This window comes from Olsenella sp. SW781 (assembly GCF_012027725.1).
Lineage (GTDB): Bacteria > Actinomycetota > Coriobacteriia > Coriobacteriales > Atopobiaceae > Thermophilibacter.
The window spans coordinates 129,378-152,934 of sequence record NZ_SJOU01000005.1 but is presented as its reverse complement, the minus strand read 5'-3'; the positions used below and the strand labels follow the sequence as shown (position 1 = coordinate 152,934).

Genomic DNA, 23,557 nt, shown 5'->3' with positions numbered 1-23,557 from the left:
ATGCCCGCCCGCGGCGGCGCGGCGCCCGACCACATCGAGGTTCGCGGCGCCCGCGTGCACAACCTCAAGGGCGTGGACGTCGACATCCCGCTGAACGAGCTCGTGGGCGTGGCCGGGGTCTCCGGCTCCGGCAAGAGCTCGCTCGCGTTGGGCGTGCTCTACGCCGAGGGCAGCCGACGCTACCTGGAGTCGCTCTCCACGTACACGCGCCGCCGCATGACACAGGCGGGGCACGCCGCCGTCGACGACGTCCGGTACGTGCCGGCGGCGCTGGCGCTCCATCAGCGGCCGGCGGTGCCGGGCGTGCGCAGCACCTTCGGCACCATGTCCGAGCTGCTCAACAGCCTGCGCCTGCTCTTCTCGCGCGTGGCGAGCCATCGCTGCCCGCACTGCGACTCCTACGTCCCGCCCTCGACGGCGGTGGCGACGGACCAGCCCATCGCCTGCCCCGCCTGTGGCGAGAAGTTCTTCGGCCCCGGAGCCGAGGACCTGGCCTTCAACAGCACCGGCGCATGCCCCGCCTGCGGCGGCACGGGCATCGTGCGCACGGTGAACGAGGCCTCGCTCGTGCCGGACGAGTCCATCTCCATCGACGACGGCGCCGTGCTGCCCTGGGGCAGCCTCATGTGGGACCTCATGAAGCAGGTCTGCGGCGCCATGGGCGTACGCACCAACGTGCCGTTTAGCGAGCTCACGCCCGAGGAGCGAGACATCGTCTTCCACGGTCCCGCCGTCAAGAAGCACATCCTCTATCGCCCCAAGAAGGGCGACGACTTCGCCGAGCTGGACTTCACCTACTTCAACGCGGTCTACACCGTGGAGAACGCGCTCGCCAAGGTCAAGGACGAGAAGGGCCTCAAGCGCGTGAGCCGCTTCCTCACGGAGGGGCCCTGCCCCGACTGCGGCGGCACGCGCCTCTCGGAGGCGGCGCGCGCCCCGCGCGTGGCGGGGATCAGCCTCGTCGACGCCACGGCCATGACGCTCGGCGAGCTGGTGGCCTGGGTCGCCGCGGTGCCCGCCGGGCTGCCGGACGACGTGCGGCCCATGGCGGAGAGCATCTGCGAGTCCTTCCGGCACACGGCGCGGCGCCTGCTGGACCTGGGGCTCGGCTACCTCTCGCTCGACCGCGCGGCGGCAACGCTCTCAACGGGCGAGCGCCAGCGCGTGCAGCTGGCCCGTGCCGTGCGCAACCGCACGACGGGCGTGCTCTACGTGCTCGACGAGCCGTCCATCGGACTGCACCCCGCCAACGTGGACGGGCTTCTCGGCGTCATGCGCGACCTTCTGGTGGACGGCAACTCCGTCGTGATGGTCGACCACGACGCGCGCATCCTCGCCGAGGCGGATCACCTCATCGAGCTGGGCCCCGGCGCGGGCGCGGACGGCGGGCGCGTGATCTGCCAGGGGACCGTGGCCGAGGTGGCGGCGGACCCGGCCTCGCGCGTCGGCGGCTTCCTCACGGGCGAGAAGGACGTGCTCTCGCGGCCGCGCGCGGACGCGGGGGAGATGTTCGACCTCGGCACCATCTCGATGGAGACGTCGGCGCTGCATACCGTGCGCCCGCTCTACGTGGAGGTGCCGCGCGGGCGGCTCGTGGTGGTGACGGGAGTCTCGGGCTCGGGCAAGACGACGCTCGTGCTGGAGACGCTGGTGCCCGCGCTTTCCGCCGCGGCGGCGGGGGAGCGGCCGCCCGCGCACGTGCGCTGGGTGGACGCCGAGGGCGTGCGGCGCGCGAACCTCATCGACGCCACGCCGATCGGCATCAACGTGCGATCCACCGTGGCCACCTATGCGGGCGTCCACGACGAGCTGCGGCGTGCCTACGCCCGCACCGACGAGGCCCGCGCCGCCGGCTACAAGGCGGGGGACTTCTCGTACAACACCGGGCGCCTGCGCTGCCCCACCTGTGACGGCACGGGCGAGGTCTCGCTCGACGTGCAGTTCCTGCCGGACGTGGACATTCCCTGCCCGGACTGCCGCGGGTCGCGCTATGCCGCGGCGGCAGACGCCGTGCACCGTCCGCGAAAGGGCGAGCCTGCGGGTACGGGCCTCACGCTGCCGCAGCTGATGGCGCTCTCCGTGGACGAGGCGCTCGATGCTTGTCCTGATCTGCGGCGCGTTGCCACGCGACTGCAGGTGCTTCACGACCTGGGCCTGGGGTACCTCACGCTCGGCGAGGCCACGCCGGCGCTCTCCGGCGGCGAGGCGCAGCGCCTCAAGCTCGCGAGCGAGATGGGCCGCGCGCAGGATGACGCCGTCTTCGTCTTTGACGAGCCCACGATCGGTCTCCACCCGCTCGACGTGCAGACGCTGCTTGCGGTGTTCCAGCGGCTCGTGGAGGCGGGCGCCACCGTCATCGTGATCGAGCACGACCTCGACGTGATCCGCAACGCGGACTACGTGATCGACATGGGTCCCGGCGGCGGCGAGGAGGGCGGTCGCATCGTCTGCGCCGGCACGCCCGAGGAGGTTGCCGCCTGCCCCGACAGCGTCACCGGCCGCTACCTGTGAGACAAGGGGGAGACAAAGGGGACAGGTTCATTTGTCTCATTCAAAACGAATGAGACAAATGAACCTGTCCCCTTTGTCTCCCCCTTGTCTCACGACTCAGCAGCGGTGGGCGCTCGGGCAGATGTCCTCGAGGACGCAGCCGTCGCAGCGCGGGCCGCGTGCCACGCAGGTGTCACGGCCGTGCTTGATCCACTGGTGGTTCACGGGCCCCCAGAGCTCGCGCGGCAAAAGGCGCAGCAGGTCCTGCTCGGTCTTGAGCGGCTCCTTCTCGTGCGTCTTGGGCGAGAGCGCGAGGCGATGCGCGATGCGGTTGACGTGCGTGTCCACCGCGATGCCCTCGACGATGCCAAACCCCACGTTCATGACGATGTTGGCCGTCTTGCGCCCCACGCCGGGCAGCCTCGTGAGCTCCTCCATCGTGTGCGGGACCTCGCCGCCGAACTCGGAGACGATCATCTGCGCGCACTCCACGCAGTGACGCGCCTTGGACTTGTAGAAGCCGAGGCTGTGGATGTACTCGGAGACCTCCTCGGGCGTGGCGGCGGCCATGGCCTCCGGCGTGGGAAAGCGCTCAAAGAGCGCGGGCGTCACCTTGTTGACCTGCGCGTCCGTGGTCTGCGCGGAGAGCAGGACGGCGATGGTCAGGCGAAACGGGTTCGCGTGGTCGAGAAAGCACTCGACCGGGCCGTACTTCTCGTCAAGGCGTCGGCACACCTCGACGGCGCGCTCGACCTTGGCCTTCTTGGTCTCTCTCGGCATGATGCCCCTCCTGGTGGTTTGGGTTCATACTACGGGATGATAGGCGAGAAGAACGGGGGAGTCATGAACATCGGCTGGAATGCGGGCGGATACGAGCGGGATTTCTCGTTCGTTCCCGCGTACGGGAGGGACGTCGTCGGCCTCGTTGACGTGCAGCCCGGCGAGACGTGCCTCGACCTTGGCTGCGGAAACGGCACGCTGACGGCCGAGCTGCGCGAGCGCGGCCTCGACGCGTTTGGCATGGACGCGTCGCCGGAGATGCTTGCGCTCGCGCGCAAAAGTCATCCTGAGCTGCGGTTCATTGAGGGTGATGCGACGAGCTTCACGCTCGAGCGGACCGTTGACGTGGTCTTCTCCAACGCCGTGCTGCACTGGATCGACCGCGAGCGACATCCCGAGATGCTCTCGCACGTTGCCGCGGCGCTCAGGCCGGGCGGTCAGTTCGTCTTTGAGTGCGGAGGCCATGGGTGCGGGGCGCGCATCCACGCCGCCCTGGCAGACTCCTTCCGGCGGCGCGGCCTCGTCTACGAGATGCCGTTCTACTTCCCGACGGTCGGCGAGTACGCCCCGCTCGTGGAGGCTGCGGGCATGCGCGTGACGGACGCCGCCCTCTTTGACAGGCCCGCCGCGCTCAAGGGGCCGGATGGCATGGCGGACTGGATTCACATGTTCGTGCGACGGCCCTTCGACGGTGTGGACGAGGCGGTGGCGGGGGAGATCGTCGCCGAGGCGGTCGAGGGGCTGCGGCGCGAGATGCTGCGGGGCGACGTGTGGTATGCGGACTACGTGCGCCTGCGTATGCGCGCTGTGAAGATTGGCTGATCTGAGGCGCTCTCTGGAGTTCAATTTATCCTTGTGATAGAGTTTCCGCATTGAACTGTTTCAAACGAAGTTCAAAATCGTTACCGAAATTGAACTCAAGGAGGTATGATGGCTCAGGGGACGCTCGCGGACCGGTTGCGCGCCGTCATGGCCGAGCGGGGGCTCAAGCAGGCGGACCTCATCCACATGGCCGCCGAGAAGGGCGAGAAGCTCGGAAAGAGCCAGGTCAGCCAATACGTGAGCGGCAAGGTCGGGCCACGCCCGAACGTGGTGCGCCTGCTCGCCGACATTCTCGAGGTGGAGGAGGGCTGGCTTGCCACGGGGGAGGGCACGCGAGCTGCCGCGCGGCCTGAGACCGCGAACGAGACCGCTTCCCGTATCCCGCGTCAGCAAAGGAGCACTTCCATGCGAGAGTTCAAGAAGTCCTCAAAGCTCGAGAACGTCCTCTACGACGTCCGCGGACCCGTCGCCGACGAGGCGGCCCGCATGGAGGACGAGGGCCTGCGCATCTTGAAGCTCAACATCGGCAACCCGGCGCCCTTCGGCTTCCGCACGCCCGACGAGGTCGTCCACGACATGCGCCAGCAGCTGCCCGAGTGCGAGGGCTACTCGGACTCGCGCGGCCTCTTCTCCGCACGCAAGGCGATCATGCAGTACGCCCAGCTCAAGCACCTTCCCAACGTGAGCATGGATGGCATCTACACGGGCAACGGCGTCTCCGAGCTCATCCAGCTCTGCATGAACGCCCTTTTGGACACCGGCGACGAGATTCTCATCCCGAGCCCCGACTACCCGCTCTGGACGGCGTGCGCCACGCTCGCCGGCGGCACGCCCGTGCACTACCTCTGCGACGAGCAGGCCGAGTGGAACCCCGACCTCGCCGACATGGAGTCCAAGGTCACGAGCAACACCAAGGCCATCGTCATCATCAACCCCAACAACCCCACGGGCGCCGTCTACCCGCGCGAGGTGCTCGAGCAGATCGTGGAGATCGCGCGCCGCCACCAGCTCATGATCTTCTCGGACGAGATCTACGACCGCCTGTGCATGGACGGTCACGAGCACGTCTCCATCGCCTCGCTCGCGCCCGACCTGCCGTGCGTCACGTTCTCCGGCCTCTCCAAGTCCCACATGATCGCGGGCTACCGAATCGGCTGGATGGTCCTCTCGGGCAACAGGCGCTGCATGCGCGACTTCGTCTACGGCATCAACATGCTCTCCAACATGCGCCTGTGCTCCAACGTGCCCGCCCAGTCCGTCGTGCAGACGGCGCTCGGCGGCTACCAGAGCGTGGAGCGATACGTGGAGCCGGGCGGGCGCGTCTACGAGCAGCGCAACTACGTCTACGAGGCCCTCAACGCAATCGACGGCATCACGGCCGTGAAGCCCAAGGCCGCGTTCTACATCTTCCCCAAGATTGACGTCAAGAAGTTCAACATCACCGACGACGAGCAGTTCGCGCTCGACCTGCTGCACGAGAAGCGCATCCTCATCACGCGTGGCGGCGGTTTCAACTGGCCGGAGCCCGACCACTTCCGCATCGTCTACCTGCCGCGCATGGAGGTCCTGCGCGAGGCCATGACCGATCTCGCGGACTTCTTCGCTCACTACCGTCAGGGTTAAGCGGGGCGTGCCAGCGGCGTCAGGTTTATTTGGCGTGCCAGCGGCGTCAGGTTTATTTGGCACGCGCATGATGCGCGTGCCAAATAAACCTGACGCCGCTGGCACGCCAAATAAACCTGACGCCGCTGGCAGGGCTAGGGAATCGGCCTCACGCTCCAGATGTCGTCGAAGCGGATGCGCCGCCGCACGACCGTGAGCTCGCGGGCCACGGGGTCCATGCCGGTCACGATGCCCTCGGTCGTGACGTAGGCGTCGTGCTCGTAGTGCGTCACGCGGACGAGCCACCCCTTGTGCACGGCGGCAAGCTCGGCCGAGATGCGCGCGGCCTCCTCCTCGGAGGGCTCGCGGCGTGGCTCGGTCACGCGCTCGCGCTCCCGCACGAGGTCGTAGTAGCCGGTGAGCGCGGCGAACGGCATGAACTGCGCGGCGCGCTCGGCATGGCGCCTCGGCGCCCCATCCCTACTCATGATGGCCCCCAACCTGCACGTTTCGCTCGAGCCCGGTGGCGCCGGGCCGGTAGCTGACGCCGCGGACGAGGGCGTTCTTCCCAAAGCGCCGCTTCACCGCGATGGTGGCCTCGGCGAGCCGGTGCTCGGCCCCCTCGGCCTGCGGGTCCGTGAAGAGCGTGATCGAGGACAGCTCCTCCGGTAGGAGCCCTCCCATGCCGATGTTCAGGCGCCTGATCGGGCGGTTGGGATCGACGACCTCGTCATAGAGGTCAAGGAAGTATCGCGAGAGGCGCGAGCGGGAGTTGGTGAGCTCCCCGAGCTTGCGCGACGCGGATGAGCGCGGCATGTCCCGACCGATGCGCCGCGTGCCGTGCTCGCCCGTGAAGGTCCGCGTCGGCGCGTCGTCCCAGCCGCGCTCGATGGCATGCCCCACGGAGAGCGAGATGTGCCCGCAGACCACGCCCTTCTCCACGAGGTCGAGCACGGAGGCGTCGACCATCTCCCGCAGGACGACGCGCGCCTCGTCGAAGTCGTAGTCGCGAGCGAGCACCTGGCCGTTGCACGTGGACGTCGCCTTGGGCCGATAGGCGTGGATCTCGGCCATGGTGCAGGGCTCGATGCCCCAGGCGTGATCGATGAGCAGCTCGGCGTTGATGCCGAACTCGTCGTAGAGCGCCTTCTCGGGAAGGAGGGCCACGCCGCCAAGGTCATGCGCCCCCATCGCGGCGAGCCGGCGCGCGATGCCGGGGCCGATCCCCCAGATGTCCGTGATCGGCCGGTGGGGCCAGATGAGGCACTTGAAGCGCTCCTCGTCGAGCTCGCCGATGTTGTCCGGGGCGTGCTTGGCCGTGACGTCGAGGGCGACCTTGGCGAGGAAGAGGTTGGTCCCGATGCCGGCCGTGGCGCAGATGCCCGTCTCGCGGCGAACGAGCCCGATGAGCTCCACGGCGAGCTCACGCGGTCCCTTGCCGTAGAGTGCCAGGTAGGGGCCGGCGTCGATGAAGACCTCGTCGACCGAGTAGACGTGGATGTCCTCGGGCGAGAAGTACCTGAGGTAGAGGCCGTAGATGTTGGCCGAGACCTCCATGTAGCGCCGCATGCGCGGCTTGGCCATCTCGTAGGAGACCCCGTCCGGTATCTCGAAGACGCGGCAGCGGTTGCGCACCCCCGCCGCCTTCATGGCGGGGGACACGGCGAGGCATATGGTCTTGGACCCGCGCGTCGGGTCTGCCACCACGAGGCGCCGCTCGAACGGATCGTACCCGCGGTCCACGCACTCGACGGAGGCATAGAAGCACTTGAGATCGATGCAGAGATAGGCGTGCTCCATAGCTGCTCCCAAACAGACGTTCTTATCGTGAGACCATGATGCAACGCGCCCCGGACGCAAATCATCGTGCCCGGGGCGCTCACCATTTCTGCAACACTCGTTCGGTTTGGTGCGGGGCCGTGCAAAGGGGGCGTGCAAAGGGGACAGGCGTGCAAGGGGGGCCGCGCGAAGGGGACAGGCGTGCAAAGGGGACAGGCACTTTTGCACGCCTGTCCCAGCGTGCAAAAGTGCCTGTCCCCTTTGCACGCCTGTCCCCTTCGCACGGCCTCGGCGCCTACAGGTCGTCCACGAGGGCGGTGGACTTGGCGTAGGCGGTGCTCTTGGCCTCGAAGAAGTCGGTCTTGACCATGTTTGCGTTGCTGTACTGGGAGACCCAGGCCATGTCGGCCGGCTCGCGATCGCACCCCTCGAAGAGCGTGCCGAATCCGAGCGAGTGCCAGCGGAGGTTGCCGAGGTAGCGGATGTAGTCCTCGACCATCTGCCCCGTGAGGCCGTCGATGCTCTCCCCGATCACGTAGCGCCCCCAGGCAATCTCCTGGCGCAGGCCCTCCTCGAGCATGCCGCGCAGCACGTCGACGCGCTCGGGCGTGAAGAGCTGCGGCTCCTCGCGCTGGAGCTCCACGATCATGTTGCGGAAGAGCCAGAGGTGCGTGTTCTCGTCGCGGTTGATGTAGCGGATCTCCTGGGCGCTCCCGGGCATCTTGCCGTTGCGCGCGAGGTTGTAGAAGAACATGAACCCCGAGTAGAAGTACACGCCCTCGAGGATGACGTTGGCCATCATGACCTTGAGCAGGGTGAAGGCGTCCCGATGCTCGAGGAACTCGTTGTACTGCTCGCCGATGAAGGTGTTTCTCGCCAGCAGGCGCTCGTCGGTCCGCCACTGATAGAGGATCTCGTCGCGCTTCTCGGGGGAGCAGATCGTGTCGAGCATGTAGGAGTAGCTCTGCGAGTGGACGCACTCCTGGAAGGCCTGGATGTGCAGGCACAGGTTGACCTCGTTGGCCGTGACGTACTCGCCCACGTTGGGGAGGTTCGCGGACTGCAGCGAGTCGAGGAACACGAGAAACGAGAGGATCTTGTCGTAGGCCGTGCGCTCCGCCTCCGAGAGCCGCGGGTAGTCCTTCACGTCCTGGGAGAGGTTGATCTCCTCGGGGATCCAGAAGTTGTTCATCGCCTGGCGGTACCAGTCGGATACCCACGGGTACCTGAGGTTGTTGAAGTCGTTGAGGTTGGTGGTGTTGCCCCCGATCATCCTCCGCAGCCTCACGTCCGTGTCCCCGCCCGGGTTGAACAACGGCGTTCTCGTAAGCTTCTCGGTCACGATTCCCTCCTGCGTCTAGAAACGGTTGTAAAGATTCGACTCGAGAGGCCGCCGTTCTTCTCGCCGCGCGCAGTTTTGCGCAGCAAGCTGCTTGAGCACGGCGAGAAGAACGGCGGCTATGCCGCGAGGGACGCTAGCTGCTGCAGCTCTCGCACTCCTCGACCTCGAGCGACTTGCTCCGCACGTAGTAGATCGTCTTCACCCCGGAGCGCCACGCCTCGAGGTAGAGCTCGAGCACCTGCCGCATGGTGTGGTCGTTGGTGATGTAGAGGTTCACCGACTGCGCCTGGTCGATGTGGCGCTGGCGAACCCCGGCCGCGCGCACGCTCCAGCGCTGGTCGACGAGGTGGGCGGGCTTGTAGTACCAGTAGGTCTCGGGCGAGAGGTCGGGTGCCACGCGCGGCAGCATGGAGCCCTTCTTCTCCTCGAGGAAGAAGCGCCGCATGACGGGGTCCACGCCGGCCGTGGTTCCGGAGATGATGGAGGTCGAGCTCGTGGGGGCCACGGCGAGCAGGTAGGCGTTGCGCATCCCGTGCTCGGCCACGCGTCCCGCGAGCTCGCGCCAGCGATCGGACGCGTAGCCGCGCTTCTCGAAGAAGGCGCCCGTGGCCCAGTCGCTGCCGGGGAAGAGCGGGTAGGAGCCGCGCTCCTCGGCCAGGCGCTCCGAGGCGTCGATGGCGTGGTAGGCGATCCGCTCGAACAGCTCGTCCGCAAAGGCGAGGTGCTCGTCGCTCTCCCAGGAGATGCCGCGGCGGGCGAGCAGGTGGTGGTAGCCGGAGACGCCGAGCCCCACCGAGCGGTAGCGCCGGTTGGTGAGCCGGGCGTAGGGCAGGGCGTAGAAGTTGAGGTCAATCACGTTGTCGAGGGCGCGCACGGCGGTCTCCACCACCTCGGCGAGCGCGTCGTCGTCCTCAACGGGGATGCGGCCCAGGGTGAGGCTCGCGAGGTTGCAGACCACGAAGTCGCCGGGGCGCGTGGTGGTCACCACCACGGTGTCGCCGTCCTCGCCCACGACCTCGCGGCTCACCTCCTCGATCGCCGAGGTGTTCTGGGCGATCTCCGTGCAGAGGTTGGAGCAGTAGATGACGCCGGCGTGCGGGTTGGGGTTGGCCCGGTTCACGGCGTCGCGCATGAAGGCGAAGGGGGTGCCCGTCTCGACGGCGCTCCTCAGCACCAGGCGCACGAGGTCCTTGACGGAGATGACGCGCTTCTTGATGCGCGGGTCGGCCACGCAGTCCCAGTAGCGGCGCTCCCACTCCTCGCCGAAGCTGTCCTCGAGCGCGTAGCCCTTCGCGACGAGGATGTCGTGCGGGCACATGAGGTACCAGTCCTGGTCCAGGTCCTTCTCGGCCATTCGCCAGAAGAGGTCGGGCCAGCAGACGGCCGGGAAGACGTCGTGCGCCTTCATGCGCTCGTCGCCGTTGTTGGTGCGCAGCTGCAGGAACTCCGGAAGGTCGCGGTGCCAGGCGTCCAGGTAGACGGCCACGGCCCCCTGGCGCATGCCAAGCTGGTCGACGGCCACGGCGGTGTCGTTGATCACGCGGATCCAGCGGGTGGTGCCGCCCGCGACGCCGGCAAAGCCGCGGATGGAGCCGCCCTGCGCGCGGACCTTGCCGAGGTACATGCCCATGCCGCCGCCGTACTTGGAGACCTGGGCGAAGTTGTCGATGCTGCGGTAGATGCCCGTGAGGCTGTCGGGGACGGTGTCGATGAAGCAGCTGGAGAGCTGGTGCTGGGGCTTGCGGGCGTTGCCCATCGTGGGCGTGGCCATGGTGAGGCGCAGGGTGGAGAGCGCGTCGTAGAAGCGGCCGACCCAGTCCATGCGGACGTCCGCGGGCTCCTCCATGGCGAGGTGCAGCGCGATGCCGAGGAACATCTCCTGGGGGCTCTCCAGCGCCACGTGGTCGTGCGAGCGGATGACGTAGCGCTTGAGCAGGAGGTCAAGCCCGGCGTAGGTGAGCAGGTCGTCGCGCTCCGGGCGGATGAGGGCGGCCGCGCGCTCGAGCTCCTCGGGGGCGTAGCGCTCGAGGATGTAGGCGCCGTAGAGGCCCTCGTCCGCGAGGTGGCGGACCTTGTCGGCAAAGCCGGAGATCCCGCGCCGCGCGCAGGCGTCCGCGATGGAGCGGCGGGCGGAGAGCGAGAGCAGCCGCCCGGCGATCATCTCCCAGCGCGGCGCCTCCTGGCTCGTGAGCTCGACGGCGGCCCGGACGAGCGCGGAGAGTCGCTCGTCCGGGCGCATGCCGTCCTTGAGGAAGCCGCGCAGGCGGGCGAGAAGGGCGATGAGGGAGTAGGCCTCGTCGGGATAGTCGCGCTGCGCGCGAGAGAGGACGGCCGAGAGCTCGGGGGCGAGCGCGGCGTCGTCCCCCGCGACCTCACGCACCACCTCGTCGCGCGCGGCGCGCAGCTCGGAGCGGCGGTGGCGGTAGAGGATGTAGCGCTTCGCCACGTCGAAGTGACCACGCCGCATGAGGGCCTGCTCCACGAGGTCCTGGATCTCCTCGACGCGCGCGCCGTCCCCGAGGCGGGCCTCCACGTCGGCGAGGATCGCGGCAAGCTCCTCGCGCGCGGGGACGGCGTTCCCGTCCGCAAAGGCCCTGGTCACTGCCGAGATGACCTTCTCACCGTCATAGCGCTCCACGCGCCCGTCCCTCTTCACTATGTCCACGGGGTCTCCCGTCTGTCGCTGCCATGCCTATCGTCCGGTGGCCGTTAATGATAGTCAATCGGTGGCATTTTGGGTAGCGAGGAGGGGTGCCGGACATGATACCCTCGGGATGTCGGTCCGGCCCGTGGTGAGGAGGCTGGCATGAGGGCATTCATTGCGCTTGAGCTGCCGGAGGCGTTTGCGGACGAGGTAGACGCGCTCGTGAGGTGCCTCGAGGCCGCGTGCGCGGGCCGGTTCGTGCCGGCCGAGAACCGCCATCTCACGCTGGCGTTTCTCGGCGAGGTGGGGGAGGCGGACGCGCGGCGCGCCATGTCGGCGCTCGACGCCGCGTGCGCAGGCGCGGGACCGGTCCCGCTCGCCGCGGCCGGGCTCGGGACCTTCGGGCGGGGGCGTGACGCCACGCTCTGGCTGGGCATCGAGAAGAACGACGAGCTCCAGAGCCTTGCCGCGCGCGTGCGGGCAGAGCTTGCCGCTCGCGGCCTCACCTATGACGAGAAGGACTTCCTGCCGCACGTCACGCTTGCGCGACGTGCCCGCATGCCCCGAGGCGACCTCGGGGACCTGGCGTTTCCGCTGCCCGACGAGGCCCGTGACGTCACGCTCTTCCGAAGCATCCTCGGGCCGTCCGGCGCTCGCTACAAGCCGCTCTACACGGTAGGTCTCTGAGCGGGCGCGGTCGGGGTTGGGGCCGCGAAGCGCGGTTCTTCTCGCCGGGGCGCCGCGACGCCTCCGCACGGCCGGGTTGCGGGTCCCTCGCGACGGTCTGCCCCGCGGAAACGTCGCGAACCGCCCGCACGGCCGGGTTGCGGGGCCTTCGCGACGGTCTGGCTCTCCGGAGTATCGCGAGCCACCCGCACAGCCGCGCCGCGGGGCCTAGGCGACGCTTCCGCCCGCTGGAGTGTCGCAAACCGCCCGCACGGCGGAGCTGCGGGGCCTTGGCGACGGTCTGCCCCGCGGAAACGTCGCGAACCGCCCGCACGGCCGGGTTGCGGGGCCTTCGCGACGGTCTGGCTCTCCGGAGTGTCGCGAACCACCCGCACAGCCGCGCCGCGGGGCCTAGGCGACGCTTCCGCCCGCGGAAACGTCGCCAACCCTCCGCACGGCCGCTCCGCGGGGCTGCGGCGACACTCCCGTCCGCGCTCAGCCGTTGATGCGCGCGAGGAAGAGGTCGCCGTATCGCTCGGCCTTCTTGGCGCCCACGCCGGAGACGCCGAGGAACTCCTCGCGCGTCCGCGGCCGCTTGGCGCACATGTCCACCAGCGTCGCGTTGGAGAAGATGAAGTAGGAGGGCACGCCCTGCTCGCGCGCGAGCTCGCCGCGCAGCTCCGTGAGCTCGGCGTAGAGAATCTGGCCGAGCTCGTCCAGCTCGGAGACGTCCGTTGCCGCCCGGGTCTTGTCGGGTGCCGCCGGCACGTGCGCCGCCTTGGGCGCGCCGCGCGCCACCTTGAGGACGAAGGGCTCGTCCCAGGGCGCCTCGCGACGCAGGAACGCGCCAGAGGACCCCGTGAGCACGATCGTGGGGTAGTCCCCTCCCGTCCGCGCGAGCACGCCGCGGAAGACCAGCTCGTCAATCAGCTCGCGCACGCGGCCGACGGGGACGTCCGCCATGATTCCGTACGTGGAGAGCGTGTCGAACCCGCGGCGCAGGACCTTCTCGTTGCGCGACCCGCGCAGCACGTCCACGATCATCGACGCGCCCACGCTGCGCCCGCGCTGCGCGATGCGCGCCACGCAGCTCACCACCTTGAGGGCGTCGGTGGTGGCGTCCACCTCCTCGAAGTCCGTGAGGCAGTTTCCGCAGTTGCCGCAGAAGGCCGGCGCCTCCTCGCCGAAGTAGCGCAGGATGTGGGCGCGCAGGCACTCGGTGGTGGTGGCGTAGAAGACCATCTGGCGCAGGCGCTCGGCGTCGCGCTCCGCGAGCGCCTCGACCTGCTCCGGGGTGAGTCCCTCGCGCGGCTCGCCCCGGGAGAGCAGGAACTCGGCCGTGTGCACGTCGCCGGGGGAGTAGAGCAGGAGGCACTCCGCCTTGGTTCCGTCCCGCCCGGCGCGCCCGGCCTCCTGGTAGTAGTTCTCCAGGCTGAGCGGCAGGTTGTAGTGGACCACGTAGCCCACGTTGGACTTGTCGATGCCCATGCCAAAGGCGTTGGTGGCGACCATCACGCGGGCGCGGTCATAGAGGAAGTCGTCCTGGTTGCGGTCGCGCTCCGCCGCGGAGAGGCCCGCGTGGTAGCGCGTGGCGAGAAGCCCCTCGTCGCGCAGCTCGTCGCAGACCTCCTCGACGGCGCGCCGGCTCGAGCAGTAGACGATGCCGGAGCGCTCGGCGCGCTGCCGGCAGAAGGCGACGAGCATGCGGTCCTTCTCGGCGCGTCCGCGGGGGCGCGAGACGGCAAAGGAGAGGTTGGGCCGGTCGAAGCTCGCTATGACCACGAAGGGGTCCGCAAGGCCCAGCGCGCCCACGATGTCCTTGCGCACGGCGCGCGTGGCGGTTGCCGTGAGCGCCATCACGGGCGGACGTGCGGGAAGCGCCCCAAGAAACTCAATGATCCGCTGGTAGCTTGGGCGAAAGTCGTTTCCCCACTGCGAGATGCAGTGCGCCTCGTCCACGGCGACGAGCGCCACGCCGCGCGCGGCGACCGTCTCCGCGAAGGCCGGGTCGTCGAGGCGCTCCGGCGCCACGTAGACGAGCGTGAGCGCGCCGGAGGCGATGCCGTGGAGCACGCTCGCGCGCTCGGCGGCGGAGAGGGTGGAGTTGAGGTAGGACGCGGCCACGCCCGCCTGGCGCAGCGCCCCCACCTGGTCCGCCATGAGCGAGATGAGCGGCGACACCACGAGCGTGAGCCCTCCCGACCGCGCGGCGAGGGCGAGCGCCGGCACCTGGTAGCAGATGGACTTGCCGGCCGAGGTGGGCATGACGGCCAGCACGTCGCGCCCGGAGAGCGCGGCGTCGACGATCTCCGCCTGGTGCGGGCGGAAGCTCTGGTAGCCGAAGGTCTCTCGCAGGATGTCCAGGGCGGTTGGCGGTGTGGTCATGGCGCTCCTCGTGACGTGTGTCTTACGCCATGGTACGCCTCGGGCCGGACGGACGAGCCGGGCGGCTGACTCCTGGGAACGAGAAATAACGCGCACTCGTGCACGGTTCTTCTCGCGTTTTCCCAGTTGGCATTTAAGAACCCGTGCACGAGTGCGCGTTAATCGCAAGACGCCGGACGAGTGCCCACCCGAGTGCTATCTGTGTGACACTATAGCGCTTCGCGCACGCGCGCGTACGGCGTCTGACCACGGCCTCGTTTGCTACCGCCCGCGGATTGGGGGGCCGCGTCCGCCCGGCGATGCCCCATCATGGCGGCGCATCCAGCGAACCCGACGAAGGGACATTCATGAACTTGCGCGAGAAGTACGGCGAGTGGGCGGTCATCCTCGGCGCCACCGAGGGCGTGGGCAAGGCGTTCTGCGAGAAGGTCGCCGCCGGCGGCATGAGCGTCGTCATGGTGGGCCGCCGCGAGGAGAAGCTCCGCGAGCTCGCCGCGCAGATCGAGTCCGACTACGGCGTCGCGACCAAGGTGGTGCGCGCCGACTTCTCCGAGGAGGGGGCCGCCGAGACCGTCTTCACCGCGACCGAGGGCCTCGACATGGGCTTCATGAGCTACGTGGCCTGCCTGCACTCCTTCGGCAAGATCCAGGACACCCCCTGGGAGAAGCACCAGGCCATGATCAACGTCAACGTGGTCACGTTCATGAAGTGCTTCTATCACTACATGCAGATCTTCGCCGCCCAGGACCGCGGCGCGGTGATCAACGTCTCCTCCATGACCGGCATCTCCAGCTCCCCGTGGAACGGCCAGTACGGAGCCGGCAAGGCCTACATCCTCAAGATGACCGAGGCCGTGGCCTGCGAGTGCGAGAAGACCGGCGTGGACGTGGAGGTCATCACGCTGGGCACCACGCTCACCCCGAGCCTGCTCTCCAACCTGCCGGGCGGCCCCCAGGGCGAGGCCGTCATGAAGATCGCCCAGACGCCCGAGGAGGTTGTCGACGAGGCCTTTGAGAAGCTCGGCCACGAGCTCTCCGTGATCGCGGGCGAGCGCAACAAGGCCTCCGTCCACGACTGGAAGGCCAACCACACCGAGGACGAGTACATCCGCTACATGGGGTCGTTCTACTCGGAGTAGCGGACGCGCGACAAATTGGGTCGTTCGTAGCGCGCACCCCGCGCGAAGTCCCTCTTGCCATCCCGGGAGGATGCGCGGGGGAATCGCGCGGGGTGCGTGCCATGCGCCTCCGGGCAACCGTCCGCGACCCCTTACGCTGCGCTTACATCGCAGGCGGATAACCCCGGTAACCTGAAAAAGTTCAGACGAATTCATGGCGCGACCCCGAAAACGGGATGCCCCGTGCGCACTCTATCGCCGAGGGGGGACGATGAGACGGGACAAGGACCTGGCCGCCCGCGTCCGGGCCGCGAAGGGCGACTCGCGGGCAGCGGACGGCCTGGTGCGCGACTACCTTCCGTTCATCAAGGCGGAGACGGCCCGGTTCACGGGCCGGCCCGCGCGGGAGGGAGACGACGAGCTGGGGATCGCCATGTTCGCATTTCACGAGGCGGTGCTTGCGTACGACGAGGCGCGGGGCGCGTTTCTGCCCCTCGCGTCCATGAGCGTGAGGAACCGGCTGATTGACTTCCGGCGCCGGGAGCGTCGCCATGCCGAGGTGACCTCGCTGGACGAGCGTGCCGGCGGCGCGGATGACGGGGACGACCGCCCGCTCGTGGAGCGGCTGGCGTCGGAGCGCGACGAGATCGGGGAGCGCGAGACGCGCCGCGCCAGCCGGGCGGAGATCGCCGAGTTTGCCCGCCAGCTCGAGCGCCTGGGGGTGAGCCTCGCGGACGTGGCCGAGAACAGCCCCCGCCAGCAGCGGACCCTTGAGGCGTGCCGGGGTGCCCTTGCGTACGCGCGCGGTCGCCGGGAGCTGCTCGACAGGGTCGCCGAGACGGGCAAGCTGCCCATCGCGGAGCTTGCGCGCGGGGCGGGCGTCGAGCGCAAGACGCTCGAGCGGCACCGACGCTACCTCGTGGCGCTGCTCGTGGCCTACACCAACGGATACGACATCATCCGCGGGCACCTCCACAAGATCGTGGGGCCGACGGGAGGTGACGTTCGATGAGCTACCTCATCATGGAATGCGCCGCGAGCTATGCCGTGGCGCTCGACGAGGAGGGCCGCTTCGTGAAGGTCCCCAACCTCGGCTACGAGGTGGGGCAGGAGGTCGACGACGTCGTCGCCTTCGAGGGGAGCCCGTTCGGGGAAGCCGACGTCATCCCCTTCGAGGCGCGCCGGGCGAGAAGAACGCGCGGGCGCCGCGTGGCGCTGCTGGCTGCCGCGGCTTGCCTCGCCGCGGCCGTGGTCGCCGGCGCCGCGGTCTGGCAGGTGCCGGTGGGCACGGTCTACATGAGCATCAACCCCGAGGTGAGCATCGCGGTCAACCGCCTTGACCGCGTGGTGGGGCTCGACGGAGAGAACGATGACGGCGACGACCTCATCGAGGGGTTTGCGTACTACGGCCGGACGATCGACGAGGTCTCGGACGACCTCGCGGACCGCGCCGAGGATCAGGGCTACCTCGATGACGGCGGGACGATCGAGCTCACGGTGGAGTCCGACGACGAGGAGTGGAAGACCGCGACCGAGGACCGGCTGATCGTGGAGCTCGAGGTGCACCTCGACCACCGAGTGGTGGTGACGGGTGCCACCGGGACCGAGGATGCCGCGCCCGCGCCCCAGGCCGAACAGGTGACGGCCCCCGAGCCCTCGACTGAGGTGGCCGCGCCTCCCGTGGTCGATGACGATGACTGGGGAGAGGACGACGATGACGGGGCCGACGACGAGGATGACGACGATGACGACGACGGTTGGGATGACGACGATGACGGCTGGGATGACGACGGCGACGACGATGACGATGACGACTAGACCGGCCTGATGTTCTTCTCGCCCGGGGCCGCCGAAAAAAATTTCCGGTGACCCCGGTTTTGAGAAGGTGCCCACGCAACCTCTCACTGCAAGGCAAAGAAGAGGCTTCCCGACACCCAAGGAGGACACCATGAAGACCACGAGCCTGAAGCGCATCCTCGCCACCGCCACGATGGGCGCCGCCCTTGCGGCAGTTCTCGCCGGATGCGGAACCGCCCCCACCGCCCCCGCCAACCAGTCGGCGGGCGGCGCGGGGGAGACCCCCGTCGCGCAGGCCGCGGGGACCCTGCTCCTGAGCGTCAACCCCGAGATCGAGATCGAGTACGACGACGCGGGGCTCGTCACCGGGATCGAGGGCGTGAACGACGAGGGCAGGGGCGTCGTGAGCGGCTACTCGGACTACCGGGGCAAGGAGTGCCGCACCGTCGTCTCCGAGCTCGTGGGGGAGATCTACGAGGCCGGCCACTTCAACCAGACCGTTGACGGGCACGACCGCAACGTGGTGGTCAAGCTCGAGCAGGGGTCGGGCTATCCGGGGGACGACTTCCTGCGCGGAATAGAGGACGACGTCCGCAGCACGGTGGGCGGCTTCGGGCTGGAGTCCGACGCGCTCGCTGTGGCCCCCGAGCAGCTGGACGACCGCGGCTACATCGGCCTGGACGCGGCGAAGGACATCGTGCTCTCTCAGCTGGGACTTTCCGAGGCCTCCTTCAACGACCACGAGTACGAGCTCGATGACGGCGTCTACGAGATGGAGTTCACCTCCGGCGGCGTTGAGTACGAGTACGAGGTCGACGCCCGCACGGGCAAGGTTCTCGAAGCCGACATCGACGGCAACGACGACTGGGACGACCGCGACGACTGGGACGACTGGCACGATGACGGCTACGACCGCGACGACGACTGGGACGACGCCGATGACGACTGGGATGACCGCGACGACTGGGACGACGACCGCGATGACCGCGACGACGACCGCGATGAACGCGACGACGACCGCGATGACTGGGACGACGACCTGGACGACCGCTACGACGACTAGCCGCTAACGGCATCGAATGCGCGCGGGCGCCTCTCGGGGCGCCCGCCTCATCTCTCATTGGGCCATTAACGCGCACTCGTGCACGGGTTTTTCTCGCCCAACTGGGGAAACGCGAGAAGAACGTGCACGAGTGCGCGTTAATCGTGGGTCGGGCGTGCCGGGGGTGCCGGGTCGCCGGTCGGTCGCGGGCCCTACGTGGGCCCTAGAACGCCACGCCGAGCGCGATGAGCGCCACGCAGCACGCGAGCGCGAGCCAGTCGCGCGCGGCGAGCGGGTAGCGCTTGTAGCTGCTCTCGCGCGTGCGCAGGTAGAAGCCGCGCTGCTCGGCGGCGAGCGCCGTGGCGTCGGTCCTGCCGACGGAGCTCACGAGCAGGGGCACGCAGAGGGGCAGCATGAGCTGCAGCTTCTTGAAGGGGTTCTTGGTGTCGTACTGCACGCCGCGCGCCGTCTGCGCCTCCATGATGGCGTTCATCTCCTGGGAGAACACGGGGACGAAGCGCAGCGCGGTGGTGAACGTGAACGCGTAGCGGTACGGCACGTGGAGCACCTCCACGCACGCGTTGGCGAGGTCGGTGAGCTTGGTCACCATGAGCACGAGTATGAGCGGCAGCGCCACGCCCAGCAGGCGCAGACAGACCTTGGAGCCCGTGACCAGGCCGTCGGTGGTGACGACCCCCCAGACGGGCGCGCCGGTGCGCACGAAGACGAGCTGCAGCGCAAACATCACCACGGCAAGCGGGATGAGCACCTTGAGCAGGGGGGCGAGCCTTCCGGCCACCCCGGCGTACGCCGCGAGCGCAAACGTGAGGGCGAGAAGGCCGAGGAGCAGGGCGTAGGAGTCCGCGAGGAAGGTGGCCGCGATGATGGCGGCGGCCAACGCGAGCTTGGCCACGGGGTTGAGGCGGTGGAGGAGCGTCTGCCCGGGAACGTAGTCGATGATGTTAATCATGGCTGACCAGCTCCTTCACGAGGTCGACGATGCCCGAGACCTGGCTCACGCCCGCGAACTCGCGCGAGACGTCGCGCGCGAGCGCGGTCGAGAGGGCGATGATCTGCGGCGGCTCCACGCGGGCGCGGTCCATGAGCTCGACGTCCGCGAAGACCTCCGGGGTCTCGCCCTGTCCGAGGATGCGCCCGTCCGCCATGACCACGAGCCGTTCCGCGAAGTCGGAGACGACCTCCATGTCGTGGCAGACCATGACGACGGCGCAGCCGCGGTCGGCCATCTCGCGCACCGTCTCCATGACGGTCATGCACTCGCGGTAGTCGAGGCCGCTCGTGGGCTCGTCGAGGAGGATGACCTCGGGCTCCATCACCACGACGGAGGCAAGCGCGACCATCTGGCGCTGCCCGCGGGAGAGCGAGAAGGGCGCCTCGTCGAGCGGCAGGCCAAAGCGCTCGGCCACCGCGCGGGCGCGCTCGCGGGCCTCGTCGGCCGGCGTGCCCGTGAGCTCGAGGCCAAAGGCGACCTCCTCGAGGACGGTGTCCTTGCAGATCTGGCGGTCCGGGTTCTGGAAGAGCGTCGAGACGTGCGCGGCCACGGTGCTCGTGGGCGTGTCGCGCATGTCGAGCCCTGCCACGCGGATGGAGCCGGACGAGGGGCGCAAAAGGCCGTTCAGGAGCTTGGTGAGCGTGGTCTTGCCGGCGCCGTTCTGGCCGATGACGCCCACCAGCTCGCCAGGATAGACGTCGAAGCTGAGGTCGGTCACGCAGGCGCCGCTCCCCGGGTAGGCAAAGCAGACGTCGCGGAAGCTCACGACGGGCTCGGCCCCGGGCGCGCGCGTCGCTGCGGCGGGGATGTGGCGCGAGCCCGCGCGGAAGGGGGCGATGTCGGCGCCGCGCCCGGTGCGGCCGCGCACGAGGTCGGCCACGAGCGCCTCCGCCTCCTCGACGCTCAGGCAAGGGGGCATGGGCGGCATGACGCCATGCTGTGCCAGGCTGTTGGAGACGCGCGCCACGCGCGGGCTGTCCACGCCGAGGGCGCGCAGCTCGTCGGCGTGCGAGAAGACCTCGCGCGGCGCCCCGTCAAAGGCGACGCGACCCTCGCTCAGGACCATCACGCGGTCGCAGTAGGCGGTGAGCAGCGCCACCTTCTGCTCGACCACGATGACGGTCACGCCCTCCGCGTTGAGGTCGCGGAGCGTCTCGAAGACGGCCGTGGAGGAGGCGGGGTCGAGCGCCGCCGTGGGCTCGTCGAGCACGAGGACGCGCGGGCGAAGGGCCAGGATGGCGGCGATGGCGACCTTCTGCTTCTGGCCGCCGGAGAGCGTGGCGATCTCGCGGCCGCGCAGGTCGAGCACGCCGCACGCCTCGAGCGCGCCCTCGATGCGCGCCTCGATCTCGTCGTGCGGCACGCCGAAGTTCTCAAGGCCGAAGAGCATCTCGTCCTCCACGGCGGAGGCGACCATCTGGGAATCGATGTCCTGGGCCACGCTGCCCACCACGCGGGAGATGTCAGTGAGCGTGACCTCGCAGGTGTCGCGGCCGTCCACGAGCGTGGAGCCGAAGAGGGTCCCCCGGTAGTGGTGGGGGATGGCCCCCGAGAGCAGGGCGGCGAGCGTGGACTTGCCGGCGCCCGAGGGGCCGATGACGCCGACGAAGCCTCCCTCGGGAATCTCAAGGGAGACGTGGTCGAGCGCCGGCTCGACGGCGTCCGCGTACGTGAATGAGACGTCGTCGAGCCGGATTATCGTGGGCGAATCCTCGGTCATGAGAGCCTTTCAGTTACTGACAAAGGTGACGGGGTCGTTTGCCATGACATTGTCACACTAGTCGGCGAGCTTGAGGGCCTTCCTGATGGGAAGGTAGAGGGCCTGCACCAGAACGGCGTTGAAGACGGCGGTGAGCAGGACCACGGGCAGCATGGCGGCGGCGAGCTCGCCGGCGGCGCCCACCATGGCGATCTTGATGAGCATGAAGATCACGCCGGAGACGGCCGTGGTGACGAAGGAGCCGATGAGCGGGATGGCCTTCTTGGCGCCGCTCCCCATGCCGACGCGGACGATGAGGGCCATGAGCATGGCGGCGATGCCCTCGGCGGCGAAGTCGATGAAGGGCGAGGTGGTGGTGATCTGGATGACGGCGGCCGAGATGAGGCCGATCACGAGGGCCTGGCCCACGTTGGGACGGACAACGAGGATGGTGAGGCAGAAGGCGGAGATGATGAACTCGGGGCTGATGAGGCCGCCCGAGATGCCGGAGATCGCCTTGCCGACGGTGAAGTTGAGGATGAAGCCGGCGGCGAGAAGGACGGCGAGAAGGACGAGGGCCTGGATGTCGAGCTTGCCGTGGTCGGCGGCGGCGACGGTGCGGGCGACGGGCTGGGCGTTCTGACCGGAGGCGTTCTGGGACATGGCGGTTCCTTTCTGGAGGGGGTTCTTCTCGGGTTGGGCGCTTCCGGCGCCCGGGCGGCGTGGGCCCCCTCGTGGCCACGAAAAAAGGGCCCCCGGTCTCCCGGGAGCCCTTCAAGCGCTATTTTCGGCGCAGAAGACTCACGATCGACCGACCGCGGAGAGGCTGCGCCACCACCAGTTCATGGACGTGCGTGCGATGCGACTCATGTTTGGCGCCCCTCTCTCTGCTCGGCCCGAAGGCGTCCCTGTGCTTGGCGTCACAATACGCGCCTGACGTCCTGCGCGCAAGGGTGTTTTCTCGGACGAAACAATCCCTCTTGACTAATACAAACAAATGTTCGATAATCGAACAATCCCAACTCAAGATATTGATGCAGTGCGCGCCCTGCCGCCCTCGTTGTTTTATCTACTTGTAAGTAGTAAAGTGGAGGTGCTCGATGTGGGAGATTGAGTTCTTTCGGTCTGAGTCTGGTGAGTGTCCCTTCGAGAAGTACCTGAGAGAATTGCCTGCGTCTATGAGGGCTAAGACCCTCAGGTCGGTCCAGCTGCTCAGGCTGGAGGGGACCCGCCTGAGGGAGCCGGATACAAAGTCGCTGGGCAACGGATTGTTTGAGCTGAGGACGCAGGCGGGAGGCCTGCAGGGGAGGAGCGTCTTTTTCTTCTTTGCAGGGAAGCGAATCGTAATCACAACTGGCTTTCTCAAGCGTACGCGCAAGACCCCCTCGCGCGAAATCGAGAGGGCCCAGAAGCTGAGGGCAGATTATTTAGAAAGGTGCGGATGATGGGAGAGATGGACGATTTTGAGAGGGAGTTGGCCCATCAGCTCGAGGATGCTGACTTTCGTAAGGAATGGGAGGCCGGTGAGGAGGACTTCCAGATTCGGCTTGCCATCGTCCGCGCCCGCTCCCGCAAACGTATGAGTCAAGTGGAGCTCGCGCGTGCGTCTGGAATGGACCAGCGTGTTTTGAGCAGGATAGAGACGGGGGCGGTTGCGCCCACTCTCAAGTCACTGAGAAAGATTGCCCATGGCCTTGGAAAAGTCCTCTCGGTCAGCTTTGTTGACCCTACGCGCGCGGATTCCACGAACACGTAGGAAGGCATGATGCCGTGTGGATATCGCGTGACCTCGGTTGATGCCCCGTCCTTCTCGCCCATAATGTTGATTGGTTAACATCGTCGGCATGGGCCGGGAGGTCCTGACGGGGGAGAGTTGGCGTGACCGAGCAGCGCTTCGAGGACTTCGTGGGAATCATCAGCGCCCTCAACAAGGAGATCCAGCGCATCAAGACGGCTGAGGCCAGACGGCTCGGCTTCCGCGGCTCGGACGTGATGTGCCTCTACTACCTGGTCAAGCATCCCGAGGGCCTCACCGCCGCCGAGCTCGCCCGCATGGTGGACGTGAGCCGCGCGGCGATGTCTCGCACCGTGGCGCACCTCGCCGAGGACGGCTTCGTCGAGGTGGGGGGCTCCGACGAGGAGGCGTCTCGGTATCGCGCCCCCATCACGCTCACCGAGAAGGGCCGCGAGGCCGCGCGTCCGCTCGACGACATCATTCACCGAGTGCTTGACGAGGCTGGCGGGGAGCTAGCCTTCCGCGAGCGCCTCCAGATGTACGATTCCCTCAACCACATCCTCGAGCGCCTGAGGACCTTCGCGCGCGACTAGCCGCGAGGGCAGATCGGGCACGGCTCGCCAGGGGCAGAGAAAGGAACGACC

Annotated in this window: 20 protein-coding genes; 11 read left to right on the top strand and 9 right to left on the bottom strand. The window is 68.2% G+C overall.

Annotation, left to right across the window (positions count from 1 at the left end; translation table 11 throughout):
* Complete coding sequence (locus tag E0L17_RS04535; protein WP_167930061.1) at nucleotides 1-2,511, top strand: excinuclease ABC subunit UvrA; 2,511 nt, start codon at nucleotides 1-3, stop codon at nucleotides 2,509-2,511.
* Nucleotides 2,512-2,607: 96 nt separating this feature from the next.
* Here E0L17_RS04535 and nth read toward each other — a convergent pair whose 3' ends face one another.
* Nucleotides 2,608-3,270, bottom strand: coding sequence for an endonuclease III (gene nth, locus E0L17_RS04530; protein WP_167930060.1), 663 nt, complete (start codon nucleotides 3,268-3,270; stop codon nucleotides 2,608-2,610).
* A gap of 63 nt (nucleotides 3,271-3,333) precedes the next feature.
* Between nth and E0L17_RS04525 the strand changes: the two genes are divergently transcribed.
* Nucleotides 3,334-4,092 carry a class I SAM-dependent methyltransferase gene (locus E0L17_RS04525; RefSeq protein ID WP_167930059.1) on the top strand — a complete coding sequence of 253 codons (759 nt, stop codon included), beginning with the start codon at nucleotides 3,334-3,336 and terminating at the stop codon, nucleotides 4,090-4,092.
* Nucleotides 4,093-4,200: 108 nt separating this feature from the next.
* A complete protein-coding gene (locus E0L17_RS04520; RefSeq protein WP_286163289.1) occupies nucleotides 4,201-5,715 on the top strand; it encodes an aminotransferase class I/II-fold pyridoxal phosphate-dependent enzyme in 1,515 nt (504 codons plus the stop codon).
* A 134-nt stretch (nucleotides 5,716-5,849) separates the two neighbouring features.
* Here the strand turns inward: E0L17_RS04520 and E0L17_RS04515 are convergent, their stop codons facing one another.
* The 4 genes from E0L17_RS04515 to E0L17_RS04500 all read right to left on the bottom strand — a co-directional run bounded on the left by E0L17_RS04515 (nucleotide 5,850) and on the right by E0L17_RS04500 (nucleotide 11,480).
* Nucleotides 5,850-6,182: a YolD-like family protein gene (locus tag E0L17_RS04515; protein WP_167930058.1), complete on the bottom strand. Its 333-nt coding sequence runs from the start codon at nucleotides 6,180-6,182 to the stop codon at nucleotides 5,850-5,852.
* Nucleotides 6,175-7,494, bottom strand: a complete 1,320-nt coding sequence (locus tag E0L17_RS04510) for a Y-family DNA polymerase (RefSeq protein ID WP_167930057.1) — start codon at nucleotides 7,492-7,494, stop codon at nucleotides 6,175-6,177. The genes E0L17_RS04515 and E0L17_RS04510 overlap by 8 nt, the downstream gene beginning before the upstream one ends.
* Before the next feature lie 274 nt (nucleotides 7,495-7,768).
* A complete protein-coding gene (locus E0L17_RS04505; RefSeq protein WP_353652949.1) occupies nucleotides 7,769-8,815 on the bottom strand; it encodes a ribonucleotide-diphosphate reductase subunit beta in 1,047 nt (348 codons plus the stop codon).
* Between the two features lie 133 nt (nucleotides 8,816-8,948).
* Nucleotides 8,949-11,480 carry a ribonucleoside-diphosphate reductase subunit alpha gene (locus tag E0L17_RS04500; RefSeq protein WP_167930056.1) on the bottom strand — a complete coding sequence of 844 codons (2,532 nt, stop codon included), beginning with the start codon at nucleotides 11,478-11,480 and terminating at the stop codon, nucleotides 8,949-8,951.
* A gap of 141 nt (nucleotides 11,481-11,621) precedes the next feature.
* Here E0L17_RS04500 and thpR point away from each other — a divergent pair, with 141 nt between their 5' ends.
* Nucleotides 11,622-12,146: an RNA 2',3'-cyclic phosphodiesterase gene (gene thpR, locus E0L17_RS04495; RefSeq protein ID WP_167930055.1), complete on the top strand. Its 525-nt coding sequence runs from the start codon at nucleotides 11,622-11,624 to the stop codon at nucleotides 12,144-12,146.
* Between the two features lie 474 nt (nucleotides 12,147-12,620).
* Here thpR and recQ read toward each other — a convergent pair whose 3' ends face one another.
* On the bottom strand, nucleotides 12,621-14,510 hold the full coding sequence (gene recQ, locus E0L17_RS04490) for a DNA helicase RecQ (RefSeq protein WP_167930054.1): 1,890 nt from the start codon (nucleotides 14,508-14,510) through the stop codon (nucleotides 12,621-12,623).
* A 347-nt stretch (nucleotides 14,511-14,857) separates the two neighbouring features.
* Here recQ and E0L17_RS04485 point away from each other — a divergent pair, with 347 nt between their 5' ends.
* The 4 genes from E0L17_RS04485 (at nucleotide 14,858) to E0L17_RS10905 (ending at nucleotide 18,488) form a co-directional block, all read left to right on the top strand.
* A complete protein-coding gene (locus tag E0L17_RS04485) occupies nucleotides 14,858-15,649 on the top strand; it encodes a 7beta-hydroxysteroid dehydrogenase (RefSeq protein ID WP_167930053.1) in 792 nt (263 codons plus the stop codon).
* A gap of 250 nt (nucleotides 15,650-15,899) precedes the next feature.
* Nucleotides 15,900-16,640: a sigma factor gene (locus tag E0L17_RS04480; protein ID WP_167930052.1), complete on the top strand. Its 741-nt coding sequence runs from the start codon at nucleotides 15,900-15,902 to the stop codon at nucleotides 16,638-16,640.
* Nucleotides 16,637-17,446 (top strand): anti-sigma-I factor RsgI family protein, encoded by an 810-nt coding sequence (locus E0L17_RS10910; RefSeq protein WP_206109004.1) that lies wholly within the window; start codon nucleotides 16,637-16,639, stop codon nucleotides 17,444-17,446. Before E0L17_RS04480 ends, E0L17_RS10910 begins: the two co-directional genes overlap by 4 nt.
* Nucleotides 17,447-17,576: 130 nt before the next feature.
* A complete protein-coding gene (locus tag E0L17_RS10905; protein ID WP_206109003.1) occupies nucleotides 17,577-18,488 on the top strand; it encodes a PepSY domain-containing protein in 912 nt (303 codons plus the stop codon).
* A 202-nt stretch (nucleotides 18,489-18,690) separates the two neighbouring features.
* Here the strand turns inward: E0L17_RS10905 and E0L17_RS04465 are convergent, their stop codons facing one another.
* From E0L17_RS04465 to E0L17_RS04455, 3 genes are read right to left on the bottom strand one after another with little or no spacing between them, the layout of a single operon-like run.
* Complete coding sequence (locus tag E0L17_RS04465; RefSeq protein WP_167930051.1) at nucleotides 18,691-19,437, bottom strand: energy-coupling factor transporter transmembrane component T family protein; 747 nt, start codon at nucleotides 19,435-19,437, stop codon at nucleotides 18,691-18,693.
* Nucleotides 19,430-21,199: an ABC transporter ATP-binding protein gene (locus tag E0L17_RS04460; RefSeq protein WP_167930050.1), complete on the bottom strand. Its 1,770-nt coding sequence runs from the start codon at nucleotides 21,197-21,199 to the stop codon at nucleotides 19,430-19,432. Before E0L17_RS04460 ends, E0L17_RS04465 begins: the two co-directional genes overlap by 8 nt.
* A 57-nt stretch (nucleotides 21,200-21,256) precedes the next feature.
* Nucleotides 21,257-21,841, bottom strand: coding sequence for a hypothetical protein (locus E0L17_RS04455; RefSeq protein ID WP_167930049.1), 585 nt, complete (start codon nucleotides 21,839-21,841; stop codon nucleotides 21,257-21,259).
* A 437-nt stretch (nucleotides 21,842-22,278) separates the two neighbouring features.
* Here E0L17_RS04455 and E0L17_RS04450 point away from each other — a divergent pair, with 437 nt between their 5' ends.
* From E0L17_RS04450 to E0L17_RS04440, 3 genes are all read left to right on the top strand, one after another.
* Nucleotides 22,279-22,623 carry a type II toxin-antitoxin system RelE/ParE family toxin gene (locus E0L17_RS04450; RefSeq protein WP_167930048.1) on the top strand — a complete coding sequence of 115 codons (345 nt, stop codon included), beginning with the start codon at nucleotides 22,279-22,281 and terminating at the stop codon, nucleotides 22,621-22,623.
* Nucleotides 22,623-22,934 (top strand): helix-turn-helix domain-containing protein, encoded by a 312-nt coding sequence (locus E0L17_RS04445; protein ID WP_167930047.1) that lies wholly within the window; start codon nucleotides 22,623-22,625, stop codon nucleotides 22,932-22,934. The genes E0L17_RS04450 and E0L17_RS04445 overlap by 1 nt, the downstream gene beginning before the upstream one ends.
* A gap of 122 nt (nucleotides 22,935-23,056) precedes the next feature.
* Nucleotides 23,057-23,506 (top strand): MarR family winged helix-turn-helix transcriptional regulator, encoded by a 450-nt coding sequence (locus E0L17_RS04440; RefSeq protein WP_167930046.1) that lies wholly within the window; start codon nucleotides 23,057-23,059, stop codon nucleotides 23,504-23,506.
* Nucleotides 23,507-23,557 lie beyond the last annotated feature (51 nt).